This window comes from Emticicia sp. (assembly GCF_043780375.1).
Taxonomy (GTDB): Bacteria; Bacteroidota; Bacteroidia; order Cytophagales; family Spirosomataceae; genus Emticicia.
The window spans coordinates 1-18,447 of the sequence record NZ_JAYWCU010000033.1 but is presented as its reverse complement, the minus strand read 5'-3'; the positions used below and the strand labels follow the sequence as shown (position 1 = coordinate 18,447).

15 protein-coding genes are annotated in these 18,447 nt (G+C 35.1%); 6 read left to right on the top strand and 9 right to left on the bottom strand.

Going from position 1 to position 18,447, the window contains the following annotated elements:
• Positions 1–3 precede the first annotated feature (3 nt).
• Positions 4–612: a porin family protein gene (locus ACH2CJ_RS02705; protein ID WP_394990542.1), complete on the bottom strand. Its 609-nt coding sequence runs from the start codon at positions 610–612 to the stop codon at positions 4–6.
• A 283-nt stretch (positions 613–895) separates the two neighbouring features.
• On the opposite strand from ACH2CJ_RS02705, the gene radA reads away from it, so the two are divergent.
• The 3 genes from radA to ACH2CJ_RS02690 all read left to right on the top strand — a co-directional run bounded on the left by radA (position 896) and on the right by ACH2CJ_RS02690 (position 4,507).
• Positions 896–2,275, top strand: coding sequence for a DNA repair protein RadA (gene radA, locus ACH2CJ_RS02700; RefSeq protein WP_394990541.1), 1,380 nt, complete (start codon positions 896–898; stop codon positions 2,273–2,275).
• A 119-nt stretch (positions 2,276–2,394) separates the two neighbouring features.
• Positions 2,395–3,297, top strand: coding sequence for an aldose 1-epimerase family protein (locus ACH2CJ_RS02695; RefSeq protein ID WP_394990540.1), 903 nt, complete (start codon positions 2,395–2,397; stop codon positions 3,295–3,297).
• Between the two features lie 289 nt (positions 3,298–3,586).
• Positions 3,587–4,507, top strand: coding sequence for an AAA family ATPase (locus ACH2CJ_RS02690; protein ID WP_394990539.1), 921 nt, complete (start codon positions 3,587–3,589; stop codon positions 4,505–4,507).
• A 9-nt stretch (positions 4,508–4,516) separates the two neighbouring features.
• Here ACH2CJ_RS02690 and ACH2CJ_RS02685 read toward each other — a convergent pair whose 3' ends face one another.
• The 7 genes from ACH2CJ_RS02685 to ACH2CJ_RS02655 form a co-directional block, all read right to left on the bottom strand.
• Complete coding sequence (locus tag ACH2CJ_RS02685) at positions 4,517–5,881, bottom strand: sensor histidine kinase (protein ID WP_394990538.1); 1,365 nt, start codon at positions 5,879–5,881, stop codon at positions 4,517–4,519.
• Positions 5,882–5,991: 110 nt separating this feature from the next.
• The gene (locus ACH2CJ_RS02680; RefSeq protein ID WP_394990537.1) at positions 5,992–6,669 is read right to left on the bottom strand and encodes a response regulator transcription factor; all 678 of its coding nucleotides are present in this window, start codon (positions 6,667–6,669) and stop codon (positions 5,992–5,994) included.
• Positions 6,670–6,984: 315 nt separating this feature from the next.
• On the bottom strand, positions 6,985–8,241 hold the full coding sequence (locus ACH2CJ_RS02675; protein ID WP_394990536.1) for a DEAD/DEAH box helicase: 1,257 nt from the start codon (positions 8,239–8,241) through the stop codon (positions 6,985–6,987).
• 225 nt (positions 8,242–8,466) lie between these two features.
• Entirely contained in the window at positions 8,467–9,168 is a 702-nt protein-coding gene (locus ACH2CJ_RS02670; RefSeq protein WP_394990535.1) for a hemerythrin, read from the bottom strand.
• 180 nt (positions 9,169–9,348) lie between these two features.
• Entirely contained in the window at positions 9,349–9,912 is a 564-nt protein-coding gene (locus tag ACH2CJ_RS02665) for a YceI family protein (RefSeq protein WP_394990534.1), read from the bottom strand.
• A gap of 200 nt (positions 9,913–10,112) precedes the next feature.
• Entirely contained in the window at positions 10,113–10,970 is an 858-nt protein-coding gene (locus ACH2CJ_RS02660; RefSeq protein ID WP_394990533.1) for a dienelactone hydrolase family protein, read from the bottom strand.
• Between the two features lie 144 nt (positions 10,971–11,114).
• On the bottom strand, positions 11,115–13,664 hold the full coding sequence (locus tag ACH2CJ_RS02655; RefSeq protein WP_394990532.1) for a TonB-dependent receptor domain-containing protein: 2,550 nt from the start codon (positions 13,662–13,664) through the stop codon (positions 11,115–11,117).
• A 757-nt stretch (positions 13,665–14,421) separates the two neighbouring features.
• Between ACH2CJ_RS02655 and ACH2CJ_RS02650 the strand changes: the two genes are divergently transcribed.
• From ACH2CJ_RS02650 to ACH2CJ_RS02640, 3 genes are all read left to right on the top strand, one after another.
• Positions 14,422–15,096, top strand: coding sequence for a sensor histidine kinase (locus tag ACH2CJ_RS02650; protein ID WP_394990531.1), 675 nt, complete (start codon positions 14,422–14,424; stop codon positions 15,094–15,096).
• Positions 15,097–15,197: 101 nt separating this feature from the next.
• The gene (locus tag ACH2CJ_RS02645; RefSeq protein ID WP_394990530.1) at positions 15,198–15,950 is read left to right on the top strand and encodes a LytR/AlgR family response regulator transcription factor; all 753 of its coding nucleotides are present in this window, start codon (positions 15,198–15,200) and stop codon (positions 15,948–15,950) included.
• A 94-nt stretch (positions 15,951–16,044) separates the two neighbouring features.
• The gene (locus ACH2CJ_RS02640; RefSeq protein ID WP_394990529.1) at positions 16,045–17,151 is read left to right on the top strand and encodes a pyridoxal phosphate-dependent aminotransferase; all 1,107 of its coding nucleotides are present in this window, start codon (positions 16,045–16,047) and stop codon (positions 17,149–17,151) included.
• A 95-nt stretch (positions 17,152–17,246) separates the two neighbouring features.
• Here the strand turns inward: ACH2CJ_RS02640 and ACH2CJ_RS02635 are convergent, their stop codons facing one another.
• A complete protein-coding gene (locus ACH2CJ_RS02635; RefSeq protein WP_394990550.1) occupies positions 17,247–18,434 on the bottom strand; it encodes a DUF3570 domain-containing protein in 1,188 nt (395 codons plus the stop codon).
• Positions 18,435–18,447 lie beyond the last annotated feature (13 nt).

Here is an 18,447-nt window from a genome sequence, read left to right as displayed (position 1 = left end):
TAATTAAATAATCTTAAAACCAATAGTAAACTGCCACCCTTTATCTTTAAATTGATTACTATTCACGTTTAATGCCGAAATTTCAGACAAACTACCTACTTTTCTCAAATCAAGATTAATGCCCAAAAGTTTTACGCCAACACCCAATTGGTAGCCAAAAGAAGCATTTTTGATAGCTTCATCAGATGTTGTAAGCCCTTTTAGTGCATCAGTTAATTTTTGGTCTTCCGAAAGTTTAAAAGTAGCAACAGGGCCTGCATTTACTCTAAATATTTTTAGTACACGAAAACCCACTAAAACGGGTATATCAAGATTGCTGTACGAAAATTTTACTTTTCCAACATTCTGAATATCAATTGTACCACCTTTTTGAGCCAAAAGAAGTTCGGGTTGTAAGAATATTTTGTTCCCAAATCGTCCCCAGACCCCTACAACATAGCCAGTTTTAGTATCATAACTTTGATTTATATTTTTGCCAAGCGAGCCTCCATCTGTAGTAATTTGGTTAAAAGTAACCCCTCCTTTTATACCTAATTGAAACCCTTTTTGAGCATAAGTATTTGAAGCCAAGCAAATAAAAACAAAAAGGCTAAGGATTGTGATTTTTTTCATGTCGATTTTTGTTAAATGTGTAGTAAACTTAGAAAGAAATAGATATTTAGTCATAAAGAAAACATAAATATTTAATAAATCAGATAAAACTAAAGACGTTAAATTATTAAAATCATTTTAATCTTAAGCTGCTTCGAGGAAATAACGTATATTATTCGCAAATTCGTATTTTATTAACACGAGATTAACAAAAATTGTAGAAAATGTTTCTAACTTATCCCCTTAGTTTTGATAAGTATTTGAAGCGTAAATACAGCAATCGACAATAAATTAAATAGCGTAAATGGCAAAAGTAAAAACGGCATATTTCTGCCAAAGTTGTGGTTTTAGTTCACCAAAATACCTCGGTCGATGCACTTCTTGTGGCGAGTGGAATACAATGGTGGAAGAAGTGCTAACCAAAGATGAACCCGAAAAAGGGAATTGGAAATTTACTTCATCGGGCGTGCCCAAAGGTGCAAATAAACCCAAAACGCTTACCGAAATTACAACTCAGGAGCGTTACAGAATCGTAACCGAAGATGATGAACTAAACCGAGTTTTGGGCGGAGGAATTGTGCCTGGTTCATTGGTTTTGATTGGTGGAGAACCGGGTATAGGAAAGTCAACTTTAATGCTTCAAATTGCTTTGAGTTTGAAAGATTATACAATTTTGTACGTTTCGGGCGAAGAAAGTGAGCAGCAAATAAAAATGCGTGCTGAGCGGATGAATTATGTCAATGATAAATGCTATATATTGAATGAAACTTCGACTGACAATGTTTTTCGCCAAATTGAACTCATCGAACCTGATATTGTAATTATTGATTCGATTCAAACCTTGGTTTCACCTTTAATTGAGTCTGGTGCAGGCAGTATATCACAGGTAAAAGAATGTGCCGCCGAATTGATGAAATTCTCGAAAGAATCTGATATTCCGGTCTTTATGATTGGGCATATTACCAAAGATGGAGGTTTGGCTGGACCAAAAGTTTTGGAACACATGGTTGATACAGTTTTGCAGTTTGAAGGCGACCGACACATGACTTATAGAATTTTACGCACTACCAAAAATCGCTTCGGAAGTACTTCAGAATTAGGTATTTATGAAATGCAAAGCAGCGGACTTCGGCAAGTGAGCAATCCTTCTGAAATTTTGATTTCTCAACGAGAAGAAGATTTAAGTGGCATTACCATTGCTGCCATGCTCGAAGGAAATCGTCCACTTTTAATTGAAATCCAGTCGCTCGTTAGTGTGGCAACTTATGGTACTCCGCAACGAACGAGCAATGGTTTTGACAGTCGACGAACTCAAATGCTATTGGCAGTTTTGGAAAAAAGAGGGGGATTTAGACTTGGAACACAAGATGTATTTTTGAATATTGCAGGTGGATTGAAAGTAGAAGACCCGGCCATTGATTTGGCGATTTGTGTGTCTATTATTTCATCTTATGAAGACATTAGTGTGCCGAGTTCGTGTTGTTTTGCTGCCGAGGTGGGTCTTGGTGGGGAAGTTCGGGCTGTAAATCGCATTGATAACCGTATTTCGGAGGCAGAGAAATTGGGTTTCAAAAAAATATATATATCAAAATATAACCTCAAAGGCTTAGACACCAAACAATATAAAATCGAGATTTTCTCGGCGAGTAAGTTGGAAGAAATTTTTAGTGAATTGTTTGGTTGAAAATCAATAGTCTTCTTGCGAAAGTCAAAAATATTTCTGAGAAAAATGACTTTCGTAAGAAATATTATGAGTAAATCAGCGAGTAAGTGAATTATAAATTTTGATAGATTCAAGAAAAAATGTTTACAATAGAGAATGAGTATTTAGGCGTTTCGATAAACCTGAAAGGGGCGGAGCTGACAAGTTTATTTCATAAAGATAGCCAAATTGAATATATGTGGAGTGCCGACCCAAATTTTTGGGCAAAGTCTTCTCCCGTATTATTTCCAATTGTGGGTGGTTTGAAGGAAAATATTTATGTTTTTGAAGGAAAAGTCTATAATTTGCCTCGACATGGTTTTGCCCGTGATCATATTTTTGAAGTAGAAGACCATTGGGACGACGGAATTAGTTTTCTGCTTCGTTCTGATGAAAATACTTTGAAAGTTTATCCTTTTGATTTTGAGTTTCGTCTGGTTTATGAGTTATATGCCAATCTATTGAGCGTAACTTATCATGTAACAAATCTGGGAGAAAACGATATGTATTTCTCCCTTGGTGGGCATCCTGCTTTTGCTGTTCCGTTTCAAAAAGATTTGACTTATGAAGACTTTTACTTAGAATTTGAGCATGAAGAGAATTTTCAACGTTGGGGATTAAGTGATCAGGGACTTGTTTTGGAAGCTCCCGAACCATTATTTGAAGCAAAAATTATTGATGAAGAAGCGGTTGAAATAGAAACCAATCGAATCTTACTTACTAAAGAATTATTCCAACAAGATGCTTTGGTTTTCAAAGAGCTACAATCAACAAACGTAACTTTGAAATCAGATAAAAGTAAGCATTCACTCAAATTTGATTTTGCAGGATTTCCATTTTTAGGAGTTTGGGCAGCCAAAAATGCTGACTTTGTGTGCATTGAGCCCTGGTGTGGTATTGCTGATTCAGTGAATCATACGCAAGAATTGACCGAAAAAGAAGGAATTAATGTTCTTGCGGCAGGTGATGTTTTTGAGCGTGCTTGGGCGGTGAAGTTGAATTGATTTTATAAATTTTAGCGAGTGTATTCACCAAATATTTTATATATATTGAGGATATACTCGCCAAATATATTGTTTTACGATAACTTTTATACATTTAATTAGTACTTAATCAGATAGCCTTCCGTCGCCTTTCTCATGCAATAATAAATGTATTTTTTGAGTCTTTCTGGTAAAAAACCTTCATCAACTCGCCAAAATCCATGATTTCTTTTTCCAATTCAAAGTTTAGTTGTACCCGAATATTAATGACATGCATCCAAACTTTCAATAGGTGTAAAAAGAAACAAAAATGGGAAAAACAATAATAACTCTCTCATCGGGACAGGAGGGGCTAACAGTACTAATATTAAAAGGCTTACCAGCAAGCGGTAAATCAACTTTTGCCCGAAAACTCGTCGATGAAAACAAAGGAATGTGGAAAAGGCTCAATAAAGATGAGTTGCGTGCCATGCTTGATAACTCTCAACATACAGTTTCGAATGAAAAATTTGTGGAACGGGTGCGAGATTTGATGCTAATAGAAGCCCTAAAAGAAGGGAAACACGTGGTGATTGATGATACAAATTTGTCAGACCGACCAGTTGAGCGTATCCACCAAGTGGTGCAAAAATATAATATGGATACTGGTCAGCAAGTGAAAATTGAGTTTAATGACATGGAAACTTCACTCGTTGAAGCTTTGGCTCGTGATGAAATTCGTGAGAAAAGAGTTGGTCGGGATGTCATTGTGCGAATGTATAAACAACACATTTTGAAAGATGAACGTGGCCCACATTATCAAGAACAAGATGATACTTTGCCACCTGCCATTTTATGCGATTTAGATGGAACTTTAGCAATTATTCATGACCGAAGTCCCTTTGATGGGCAGCGTTGTGAAACTGATTTATTGAATGAACCGATTGCCGAAATCATAAAAACTTATGCAGCTTTGGGTACAAAAATTATTTTGATATCGGGAAGAGAGGAAAATGCTCGACGACCAACCATCAATTGGCTGACCTATAACAAAATCGATTATGATGCTTTGTATATGCGTGCAACGGGAGATGTCAGAAAAGATTCAATTGTGAAAAAAGAGCTTTTTGAGGGTTATGTAAAAGGACAATATTTTGTAAAGTTTGTATTAGATGACCGAAACCAAGTAGTTGATTTATGGCGTTTAGACCTTGGTTTGCCTTGTTTACAAGTCAATTATGGTGATTTTTAAACCAATGGCTTATGCAGTTGGTAAAACAAGCATCACGTTTGTACCCTGCTCTGCTTGCGATTCGATTGAGATTTTTCCGAGATGAATCTCAATAATACGTTTTGTAAGTGGTAGACCAATGCCGTGTCCTGAAACCTCTTTGGTAGTCAATGAGCGATAAAAAGGCTCGAAAATATGCTCTAAATCTTTGTCCGAAATGCCAAAACCATTATCAACAAACCTAATTTCTACTTCTTTTTTTCGGGTATGGATAAACACACTTACATACGGTTCGTTGCTATATTTACAAGCGTTTTCCATCAGATTCATAAATGCCATTTTGAGCAAAGCAGCATTGCCATTAACCGTTATTTCTTCCGAATCAGGAAATTCGTCAAAACCTACTTCAATCGTATATTGTGGTTTTTTTTGTAATAATTGCCCACGAGCTTGCCAAAGTAGGTCATCAACTCTGATGGGTTGTAAATCAATTAAATGTGCATCGGCGTTTGCTCTTACCAACTCCAAAAGCTCATTGACCAACTTGATCATGTCTTGAACTTCCCCTTTTATAGACTCTAAAGCATTTTTATACTCAATTTCACTTCTATCTTTCATCAAAGTTACTTCTGTTTGTCCTTGCATTATAGTAAGCGGAGTACGTAGCTCATGGGTTACATAAGACACAAAATTTCGTTGTTGTGAATATGCAAATTCCAAACGGTCGAGAAGGTCATTGAAAGTACGGGCCATTTGTCCAACTTCGTCTGTAAGTGCTGCTTGCGGAAGGCGTTGATTTAGTTCATGAGCAGTAATTTGTTCCATTCGGTCGGCAATCTGTCCGATAGGCTTTACATCTCTTTTAACAAAAATACGCATCACAACTACCAGAACTATGATGGCAACCAAAGTACCAACTAACAATAAATCTCTTAATCTGTCTTGTTTAGCGTAGCCAAAATCGTCTAACGCTGTTGCCATCAAAATTACTTTTTGATTCGTTTCTGGTATCTCATAAAGGAATACGATTTTGTCATAATAACCATTTTCGATGGCTATACTTTTATTTATTAGTACTCTTTTTACTAATTTTTTATCTAAAGAAGGTTCAGTGAAAGAACCATAAATTGCCTTTCCAGTAGTATCATAAATAGCCGAAATCTCATCAGTCATTTGAGTTTTCGATTTTTCTTCAATATGTTTTAGTACTTGGGGTGAAAATGTAGCAGTATCGGCGAGTAGCCTTTCATGCGAAATGGCGTTTTGCCTCAGAATTTTCAGGAATTCTTTTTGGCGAAAATCCGCATAAAAATTATAGATAACAACTGAAAATATACCAAAGAGTATAGACACAATAAGGGATGCCCGAAGAGGTTGTCTATCTACTATTTTCATGTTTCTAAAGAGAAGAGGATTTTAAAATTATAAGTAATTCGTCGTAATATTATCAATTTTTGAGCGTGTCACTTCTTATATCTTAAATCAAAAATCGTCAATATCAAAACTTACTCTTCTTTCAGAATATAACCCATACCGACTACAGTATGAATCAGTTTGTTAGAAAAATCTTTGTCAATTTTTTTGCGTAAAAAATTGATATAAACATCAATTGTATTAGTGCCAGTATCGAAATGGATATCCCAAACTTTTTCGGCAATATCAACACGAGAAACTACTCGTCCACGATTTCTAATTAAGTATTCAAGCAAGGCAAATTCTCGGGCTGTTAGTTCGATGCTATGTCCACCACGGCGAGCCACTTTTTCGTTCAAATCTAACTCTAAATCAGCAATTTTTAAAATATTTTGCTGCGGCATCAAATCATTAGACCGTCGTTGCAAGGCTCTTAAACGAGCTAATAACTCTCTAAACTCGAAGGGTTTAACTAAATAATCGTCTGCTCCAGCCTCAAAACCGACCAATTTATCGTTAATACTTCCCATAGCTGTTAGCATTAAAATAGGAGTACTCATTTGTTCGGCTCGTAGTTGTTGAGCTAAGTCAAACCCATTGATTTTTGGTAAATTTACGTCTAATACCAATACATCATAGGGGTTGCTGAGTGCCATGTTTTTACCAATTTGTCCATCGTAAGCTACGTCCACACTACAAGCATTTTCTTCTAAGCCTTTTTTTACAAATTCAGCTAATTTTGGCTCATCTTCTACTATCAATATTTTCATATCATTATTCATTTATCAAATAAAATAGTTATTCGGTATTACTTAAACGAAAAACGGTTAAGATTCCATACTTTACAATGGGCAAAGATGAGGCAACGAGATGAACGTAGCTTTAATTTGAGATTAAAAAGTAGTTAAAAAGTGAAAATGATTTTCGGTGAAAGGCACTAAATCGTGGTTGTGCAAGAAATTTTGGGAAATGAATTTCGGTGGCTTCAACTTTGCTCAGCCACCGAAAAGAAAATTTAAACTATGTTTTTGTGTATAAGGGTGTACGATTTCCGCTTGGTAGATAATTATCTTAAATCAAAACCCTCAACTTTTGGGAACACTACTCATATTTGCTGGACGTTTCTTATTAAAAGTTTTCTTTTTACCACCGTTATCAGGTTTTCTAAATGGTTTTCTTGGAAGAGAAGAACTTTTATACTCAGGAGCTTTGCCAAGTCCTAAACTTTCGGTAATATTTTGTTTTTCTACTTCTCTTTCAAGCAATTTTTCGATGCTTGCAATGCGGTATTGGTCTTTTTCGTTGATGAAAGTAAAAGCAGTACCCGTAGTTTCGGCACGTGCTGTGCGACCAATGCGGTGAATGTAATCTTCGGCATCTCGTGGCACATCGAAGTTAATCACCAAATTTAGGTTATTTATGTCAATTCCTCTTGAAAGCACATCTGTTGCTACCAAAATCTTGAATTGCTTGTTTTTAAATCCCCTCAAATATTCTTCACGCTCTTCTTGTGTATTATCTGACGAAATCCCTTTGGCTTGAAATTTTGCTCGTATCAAAGCCCTCACAATTCGCTCAATCATCATTTTTTGTGAGGAGAATATAATGACCGATTGAGCTTCGGTATTTTTCATTAAATGTATCAACAAAGGCAATTTCTGCTCGTCGGATGCTAAGTAAAATTGTTGGTCAATTCCTACGGCTGGTTTCGAAACAGCCAATCTAATTTCTTCGGGATTATTGAGTATTTTGTTAGCAAAATCTCTTATTTTCTTAGGCATTGTTGCCGAAAACATCAAATTTTGACGCTTTACAGGCAAATGCTTTATTACAAATAGAATATCGTCCGAAAAACCCATGTCGAGCATTTTATCGGCTTCATCTAATACCAAGCACTTAATATGTTTAAAATTTACTTCTCCAGAGTTCATGTGAGCCATTAAACGTCCTGGCGTAGCAATGATAATGTCGGCACCTTTAACAAGAGCTTTTCGTTGTTGGTCCCAATCTTCGCCTTTTCCTCCGCCATAAATGGCAATGCTCGTTGCGTTGATAAAATAGCTAAAGCCTTCAATTTGTTCGTCAATTTGTTTGGCAAGCTCACGGGTAGGTACTAAAACCAATGCTGAAGTTTGATTGCTTTGCTCACGGCTAATTTGGTCGAGCAAAGGAATAAGATAAGCTGCTGTTTTTCCAGTACCAGTTTGGGCAGAAGCAATCAAATCTTTTCCTTGAAGAATTATCGGAATGGCTTGCTCCTGAATTGGCGTAGTTTGTAAATAATTCATGGCATCCACTCCGTTTAGGACATCGTCATGAAGGTTAAGTTCGTTAAATTGCAATTTTTCTTTAAATTAAATAGGATTATCAAAGCATTATTATCTACAAATATACCATTAAGTAATCAATGGTCAATAGAGGATGGTCGATAGTTTTGTAAAATATTGATAATTAGCTGTTTATTGATACAAAAATGCCTTAAAAAAGTATATTTGTAAGTACGAAGAGTAATATAAAAACGATAAAAATGAGGAATTAATATATTTATTTTAGGACTAATATTGGCTTTAATTACTCAAAGGTATTCTTAGTTTTTTTTCTAATTCTATCACCATTGGCACCAATACTTGGTCTTCAATAATGGCGTGTTTGCGTAGTTCAAGTTCAAAAAGGTCTACCTGATTTAAAAATATTTTGTATGGTAATGGGATAGCTTCGTTTCCTGAATATTGCTTGATAATTTGGCTAACCTCTTTTAATTCATCTTCAATAGGGGAGTGACTTGAAATAAATTTTTCTATCGAAAAACAAGGATTTATTTCTAAATTTTCAATACATTTTGACTTCATTTTTGATGCTATAATCATTTCCTTTATATAAGGAAATAGTTGATTTTCCTCCATTCTGATATGGTCAATCAATTTGTTTTTATAAGCATTGAAAAAAAAGGCCAAACTTGCCAAAAGCTGATGACTCTGACCGTATTTACTAAAAATATGCAACAATGATTGTTCAATCTCTGGCAATTTTTTATTCAAATAATATTGATGAGTTACCTGCAAATAACTCAAAATATCATCCACCGAAAACTTTTGCATTTTCTCAAAACTAAAATCTTCATCGTCGTTGTACAAGTTTAAGATTAACTCTATTAATTCATGGTTCATTTCCAATTGATTGATTGCTTCGTTTTTAGGAATATGGTCTAATCTTTCAGTAATTAGTTGAAGCATTTTTGAATTATCAATCAGGTCATTTATAGAAGTCATAATTTTTATTTTGTATATATTACGACAAAGCTATTGAAGTGTATTGGAGCAAAATATGAGCGAAATCATAAAAAAGAAGATACTTTATTAGAGGTAGAATAAAATAGGGTTTAAATAAAAAAGCATTTCAAAAGTTTTATCTTTCAAAATGCTTTTTTGTAATATTATCGACTAATAGTGTTAGTTCAATGAGAACTCACCACTTGCTCTTAGTTCTACTTCTTCGCTCACAACTGCTGAAGGCATTGCTCCTACACCAAAATCTGTACGATTAACGATACCAGATGCTTTGAATCCAACCAATTTTTTACCTTGACGGTTTGTACCTGTACCAATCAAAGTTAAGTCTAAAATAACTGGTTTTGAAACACCTTTCAAAGTCAAAACTCCTGCTAATTTATATTTTTTTGCTCCTGCTGGCGTAATTGAAGTACTTTTGAAAGTCATTCCTGGAAACTTTTCTGTATCAAACATATCAGCTTTTTGTAAATGACCATCTCTCATGTCATTGTTTGTTGTAACTTGCTTCATGTCAGCAGACAGGTCAAAAGTTGCATCAGAAAAATCTTCTTTTGAAGAGGTAATGTTTGCGTCAAAATTTTTGAAAACGCCATCAACTTCTGACATCAACAAGTGAGTTACTGTAAAAGTCATTTTAGCGTGAGCTTTGTCAAGCTTCCATGATTGAGCATAAGATGCTGCTGATACTAATAAAGCAAAGCCGAGAACGGTAATTTTTTTCATTGTAATTGATTTTTTGGTTAATACTATATGAATAATTTAGACTAATACTTCAACAAATGTAATAACATATAATGTACTGACAAACTGAATAAGGTTTATTAACAATCTATTAACGAATAAAATTGATAGACTTTATGGATTAGCGAAACAATAATAACATCATTAGACCTATCATCGTTAAATTGCTCACTAATATGATTTTACAAAGTCTCTTTAAACAAACGGAGTGTCCGCTCCCAAGCTAATTTTGCAGCCTCTGCATTGTAGCGAGTGGGTGCTGTATCGTTATTAAAAGCATGATTTGCACCATCATAGACGAAAATTTCGTACTTTTTTCCGGCTTCTTTAAGAGCAGTTTCGTAAGCAGGAATTCCTGCATTTACTCGCTCGTCTAAGCCACCATAATGTAATTGTAATGAAGCTTTGATTTTTGGAACATCGACAGCATCAGCCTGACGACCATAAAATGCTACAGCGGCTTTCAAATCTGGCGAATTTACCGCCAATTGATTGGCTAATCCACCACCCCAACAAAAACCTACGCAAGCGGTTTTTCCATTGCTATCGGCACGTGAACGCAAATAATCGAAGCCTTTCAGAAAATTATTGATGTTTTTTGGGGCTTCTATTTTTGCAAATAATGCTCTTGCTTCGTCTTCATTGGCTGGTGTGCCTCCAAAGGGCGATAAAGCGTCTATACCCAATGCCAAATAACCAGCTTTTGCTACTCTGCGAGTTACATCTTTGATATGAGGATTTAAACCTCGGTTTTCGTGAATTACAATAACTGCTCCTAATTTTCCTGTTGCTGCTTTAGATTTGGCAAAATATCCTTTCATCGTTGAGCCATCTCCTTCGTAAGTGATGTCTTCGGTGATTAGGTCATCGTCATTTTCTGAAATTGTAGCTGCATGAGCATAATTTACTTCTAACAAAGGTAATATTGCAATGGCAGCGGCTGTTCCTCCTGCGAGTTTAGTCAAACGTTTCATAAACTCATTCCGACTGAGCGGTTTGTGAGTATATTCATCAAAGAGATTAATAATTTCTTGATTCATAAAATTTAAAGTTAAAAGGTTGGTTTTTTAAAATTACGATAAAAAAGAAAAACATTCCTTATTTCTGACACTGAAAGTTTGAAAAAGTAGCTTGTAGCAAAGCCACAAGCCATTTTAAACCTAATCTTACAATTTATAAACTTCTTAATTGTTTTCTCCACCTGACTTCACGTCATCGTTTTTTACTTTAGATTTTTTGGTTTCAGTAAATTTCATTTTACCAATTTTATAGCTGAATGTCAATTTAATATTTTGATTATAAATATTATTGACACTTACTTGGTTGAATTGTGGTGAGGTTAGGGTTGTTCTCATTACCATTCCGCCAAAGAAATTATCGGCAGCTAAACCAAGGCTTCCTTTTTTGTTTTTGAATTCTTTTCTTACACCCAACGAATACATTCCCTGTCCACCTTGTGTTCCTTGCAATTGTACACGTTTTTCTCTGAATCCTCCGAAAGCTTGTACTGCCCAACCATTTTTAAGTGAAACTTGCGATTGTAAACGTCCACTAATCACGATTCCATCATTACTAATGGTAGAAGAAATACCATTTAAACTCACTTGTTGTCCTTCTAAATAATTGTAATACACATCAATTCCACCATTAATTGTCCATTTTGGAGTGATAAAGAAGTTACCGAAAAGGTTGGTACCAATGGTTTGTTCTTTACCGATATTTTGGAAAGTTGTAATAACAGCTCCTGGCAAAGTATCGGACGGCATAGTGATACGAGTAATCGAGTTATTGGTTTGACGGCTAAACACCGACATATTTAAGTATGTTTTCTTGATATTAGTGCTTAAACTTAACTCTACATTATTCGAGATTTCAGGTTTCAAACTTGGATTACCGATTGAAATGCTTTGTGGGTTGGCAGCATTATAATTTGGATTTAATTGTTGCAAACCTGGGCGTTGAATACGGTTGTTGTATGCCAATTTCAAGGTCGAAGTTTTGCCAATAGGCTTAGAAATATTAACACTTGGCACTAAATTTCCGTAAGCAGGAATCACAATTGCTTTGTTTTGGTCATTTGCATCAATAGTTGTGTATTCATAGCGAGTTCCAACTTTAAAAGTAATCTTATTTTTGGTAGAATAAGTGTATGATACATATCCTGCGGCAATATTTTGGCTATAATTAAGTAAACCTGCTGGGTTTCTTGCATCAGAGGCAAATGAGCCAGTTGCACCAGCTACACGATATTCAAAGTCGCTATTTACTTGACGAATGACAGTTTTTAAGCCAACTTCAAACATTTGATTAGTTTTGATTGGAGTCTGATAATCGGTCTGTAAAGTAATTTCGTTGTTAAAATTAGTATTGAGGTTTTTCTGACGACTCAATAATTCTTGTGAATTATTTAAAAGATCAGCATCAAAATTATTAGTCAATTTGTTTTGGCTAAATTGAGCTGAAACTGACCATTCTTCTGAAGGTTTGAAAGTACGAATGTAGTCAAGATTAATATCAACCGAGTTAGACAAATCTTCGCTGGTAACATCTCTAAAAGAAGTTGAGTTTAAGATACGGTTGGTAAACTGATTGATTGTATAATCTTGTGAGCGTGTAAAGTTACGAGTACCGAAAGCAACAGAGGCTGTAAGCGATTGATTTTTAGCTAAATCATAATCAAAACCTAAGTTATAGCGACCAAATAAACCATTAACAAAAGCATTGGCTGTTTGGTTAGTCAAAATCGTGTTTCCACCTCTTAATGTACTTTGGTCTAATGTTATATAAGATTTGTTATAGAATGCACGCCCAAATCCACCGAGAGTTACACCTAATTTGCCTTGACGATAATTTCCATTCAAACTTAAATTAGAACCACGAAGGCCTATACCCGAATCAAGATTTAGTGTTAAACCTTGCAAAGTAGATTTCTTCAAGATAATATTAATGATACCACCTGAGCCTTCAGCATCATATTTGGCTGATGGTGAAGTGATAACCTCAACCGTTTTTATCAAATCAGCAGGAATCATTTTCAAGGCATCGGCAATACTGCTCGCTACGATTGTAGAAGGCTTATTGTTAATCAAAACTCTTATGTTTGAAGTACCACGAAGTGTTACGTTTCCATCTAAATCAACCGATAGCATTGGCACTTTGCGAAGCACATCTGCGGCATCACCACCTCTTGAAGTAAAATCTTTTTCAGCATTATAAACCAATCTATCTACTTTTTCTTCAATCATAGATTTTTCGGCAGTTACTGTTACTTCATCTAATAGTTTTACACTTTGAGCTAATTTAATTACGCCCAAATCGTTATCTTTTCCTTTTTCTACTTTTACTTCAATTGTTTTATCAGTAAAACCAATAAAGGTAATTACTAAATCATATTCGCCAGCAGCAACTCTATTCATCGAAAACTTGCCTTTTTCATCGGCAACGGTTCCGTCAACAACTTTTTTGGTTGTTTTGTTGTATAAAGCAACGTTGGCAAACTCAACTGCTGTTGAGATAGTTTGGTCAACAACAAAACCAAATATTTTTGAATTTCCTTTTGGAGCGTTTCCATCAAGATTTAGTGTTGGAGCTTGAGCAGGAGTTTGGGCTCTGCCGTTGCCATCGCCACTTTGACGACCACCACCCATGCCACCAGACCCACCGCCTGGGAACTGTGCTGTTGCCACACTTGCGGCGAGTATTATAAGGCTGAATATTAATGTTAACTTTTTCATTGTAATATTTTTAAATTGTAATATTTTTAAATTGTTTGAATGTCTTAACGTTAAAAAACTCTTTGTGTTTGAATTATGATACAAATCAAAAGCTATATTTCGACATACATTTTATAAATAGACAATCTGGCTTTGCAGCTCGACAATTAGGTCAATAACTCGACAATTCCGAAGTGTAGAATACATAAGACAATTTATCGGTCAAAAATGCCAATTGGTAGAAAAAAGGCTAAAAAATGAGTAAATCGGACAGAAATATTTGCTTTTAAAGGTGTTTTTAAGCAAACTTTGATAAATAATTATGTTTTTTCTTAATTAGAAAGTATCAATAATTTGAAGGTATATTAATCAGTTCAATCTGATAAACTCAGTTTAATCATAGTCAAATATGCAAGCTTTCATTCAGCGTAATAGGATATTTTTGTTGCACTTTTCTTTTTGGTGCTTATATTATTCGTTCTTTTTCTATCAAGTTACATTCTCTCGACGCAGCGAAGAGACTGACTACACACGAGCTTTTTTAGATGCGACCACCCAAATATTTATCACGGCATTTATAAGCTATCTCAACTATTTTTACTGGTTACCTCGATTTTTAAAACACAAAAATATTGGACGGTATTTATTAGAGTTTTTTATCCCCTTTGCTATCACGGTTACACTTCATATATATTTAAAAAGATATATTTATTTAGAGCTCGGAGAAGCAAAACATTTTCTTTATTCTACCAAATTCTTTGTTCAGCATACAATGATCATGTTCTTTATAGCAATTTTTGTAGGAATGCTTAAGTTCGCACAAGATTGGTTTGACCTTGAATCGAAGAAAAAAGAATTAGAAAACGAAAGACTCACCGCTGAATTGCGTTTTTTGAAAGCACAAATAAATCCACATTTTTTGTTCAACACACTCAATAATTTATATTATCTTGCCATGATTAACTCTCCGAACACAACGGAGGTAATCGAAAAGCTCTCGCAAATGATGCGATATATGCTCTATGATTCTAACCATCTTAAGGTTTCATTGAGCAAAGAAATTGAGTACATGAAAAATTATATCAGCCTGGAAAAGCTACGTTTGGATAACCAAGTACCTATTAATTTTGAGATAATAGGCAATCCAAACGAAGTTCAGATTGTACCATTGATATTTATTACTTTTCTCGAAAATGCTTTCAAACACGGCGTAAGCAATAATTCGACCAATGCTTATGTAAACATTTTGATTGATATTGAAGGAAAGAGTTGCACTTATTGCGTAGAAAATAGTAAACTACCTAAAAACATGGAAAATACCAACGAGAAATCGGGTATTGGTTTACAAAATGTCAATCGAAGATTAGATTTGAGTTATCCAAATAACTATAATTTGATAGTAAATGAAGATGAGAGCGATTATAAAATTGTATTGAAATTAAATTTGAATTAATTCACCTCATCCTGAATTCCTCTCTTTTTCAGGAAAAGAACTTATTTTTAAATCTTTTCGCTTGAAAAAGGCGAGGGTGAGCAGACAAAATATATAAAGAAATGTTTACTTGTATCATCATCGAAGATGAGCCATTGGCTCGTAGTTTAATGGAGGCTTATGTCAAGAAAGTACCACAATTAACATTAGTCAAATCATTTTCGAGTTCGTTGGCGGCATTAGATTTCTTGCGAGAAAATACGGTTGATATTTTGTTTTCGGATATTCAAATGCCCGAAATTACTGGAATTACCTTACTCAAAATCCTTCAAAAAAAACCTTTGGTAATTCTCACCACTGCCTACTCAGAATATGCTTTGGAAGGCTACGAATTGGAAGTTTTTGATTATTTATTGAAGCCTATCAGCTTAGAGAGGTTCTTAAAAGCAGTCGAAAAAGCAATGATACGCCTCACAGCCTCGCAGCCTGTTGTACAAGAAAAAATCGTGCAAGAAATTACTGTAAGCTCAGAGGGAAGTCAGGCTTTTATTTTTGTAAAAGATGGTACAAAGTTGGTGAAAATTCGTTTGAATGAAATCTTATTCATCGAAGGATTGAAAGACTATGTGAGTATTCATACCAAAGAGAGAAAGGTAGTTACCCTTCAAACTATGAAAAGTTTAGAAATACAATTACCTGCGGGCGGCGAACCGCATCATCAGTTTATTAGAATTCATAATTCTTTTATTATTGCATTCGACGCCATTGATGCAATTGACAAAGAAAAAGTCCAAATCGGCAAAAACTTCCTTCCAATCAGCGACACTTATCGCAAAGCTTTCAAAGATTTTATTGAGAAAAAACAGGTAAGCTGATTCAATCAATAAATTTTACCATGTAAATATTTAATTATTACAATAAATAATACAAAAAAAACATAACTTTGATTTTCACTTTAAATCATAAGCTATGGAACGTCGTGATTGGTTAAAAATTAGTGGTTTAACGCTTGCTGGAGTTTCAGCTTCGGCCTCTTCTTTTGCTTTTTCTGACAAAATTCGTGCGTCAGACGATGGCATGATTCATTTGGATAAAAACGAAAATCCTTATGGCATTTCTCCACTGGCACTTAAAGCCTTGAAAGAAACATTATCTGATGGCAATCGCTACCTTGTTTCTACAGTTACAGGCAACCTTTATCAAAAATTGGCTGAAAGAGAAACACTTAATCCTAATAATTTTTTAATTACTGCAGGTTCAATCGAAGTTTTGGGACTTACCAGCATTTATGTTTCACGCAATGGGGGTAGTGTTATATGTCCTTATCCGACTTTTGCTACTTTACCCAATAATTGCAAAAATCTAGGCATGGAACTCATCAATGTGCCAATAACGGGCGATAAAATCATTGATTTGGAAGCCATGAAAAGTAAGATAAAGGCCGACACAAAATTGGTTTATTTATGCAATCCGAACAATCCAACGGGTACAATTTTGGAAGCCAAAGTTCTTAGAAATTTTGTTGAGGAAGTAAGCCAGAAAACAATGGTGATGGTGGATGAAGCCTATTTTGAATTTCTGAACCAGTCGGTTTCTGATATGGTAAAAACAAACAAAAATGTATTGATAAGTCGCACATTTTCAAAGGTTTATGGTTTTGCAGGGTTACGGGTTGGTTACATAATTGGTCATGCTGATACAATAAAAGATATGGCAAAATACCAAGCCTCAGGCTCTATGGGTGTGTCAAGAATTTCGATGAATGCCGCCATTGCTGCACTCGACGACAAGGAGTTTTTAGCAATGTATCTCAAAAAAAACCGAGAAGCCGCCGACTATACATGTAAAACCCTCAACGATTTGGGCATAGGAGCGGTATCTTCGCAAGCCAATTTTGTAATGTTTCCGATAGATAACTACAACGGAACATTTGCAAAAGATATGGCTGACAAAAAAATCCTTCTTCGTGATGACTTTAAAGAATTAAACGGCAAAAAATGGGGGAGAGTTAGTATTGGAACAATGGACGAGATGAAGGCGTTTATAAATGTATTTAAGGAAGTTTGGAAGGTTTAAGCGTTGATTTAAAAAAAATAAACCGAAAGAATTGGAAATGTTTTAAGTATCAAGCCAACTATTTCTATTGATAGTTGGCTTAAATATTGTCTTTTTTACTTAAACTTCGCACTCAGCGTAATAGTGTTGGCTACCATACCATTGCTTCGACTGTAATGTCCGTAGCGAAGTTCGGCAGTATTCCAGTTCTTGATTCCTAAAACGCCATCAGGTGGGGCAATTCTGATACCAGTTCCCCAAAATGCACTGCTAAAACCTGAAATGTCGAAATCTGAAGTATAAAACGTTTCAGCGATTTTATGGCTATTAATTGGAGCAAAATACTTCACTCCAGACTGACTATTAAAGCGATAATGTGGGGTTATTGAAACAAATGACGTTATTTTTATGGGTACTTCTACGCTCACTGTATGAGCGGTCATGCCCCAATTGTCTTGATAATAGCGGTAAAAACTTCGTATAATAAAATGGTCGCCCATGAAATAGCTAACACGAAGTCCTATAGGTAATTTAGAACGAGTGCCAGGCAATTTCTCTACTTTCAATGTTCCATTGCTAAAATATACTCGGTGAAAAGGTGTGCTCAAAAGCCCTTCTTGGTAAGATGGTTCGATAACCGCCATCAACTGCAAACGTTTATTAATTACTTGTGAAACGCCAATCGAAGCATTATAAGAATTTCGTCTTTTGTGGGCAATATTATTATCGCCTTCTGCTCCCGAACCATAACCATCAGGTCGAAGTTCATAAGGCAAAATCACTGACCATGTATCAAAAAAAGCTCCTATTTTTAAGCTGAGTTCAGTATTATTATCTTTCGATGATTTTGAAAAACTCAGATTTCCGCCATAAGATTGATAATCCCATTCGGTTGAATATGATAAACTTGAGCCAACTGAAATTCGCTTTTTATCATTTTTCATACTCCATGCAAGTGTTGGATAAAAATGAATATCAGTCATTGATGCAGAAGAAACAGAGCGAGGGTCTATTTTATCTGACGACGCCGATGAGTAATAATCAATGGCGGCTTCACCAATAATTGAGTGTTTGCGTGCTTTTTTGTCCAAAAAAGAAAATTTTACATCTAATGAATTGGCAAAGTCAATCAGCTTTTCTGTGCCAATTCCACCCGTAACAGCCGAACGATTACCATCTTGGTTATAATAAGACGAAACCAAATTTACTTCATCCAATTTCAATGTTCTAAATCCATTTTTATCTTTATTCTTTGGGCTTGAACTTAGTTTATACTCTTTACTTGATGTTGGCTGTGAATGAATATTCGATTTCTTG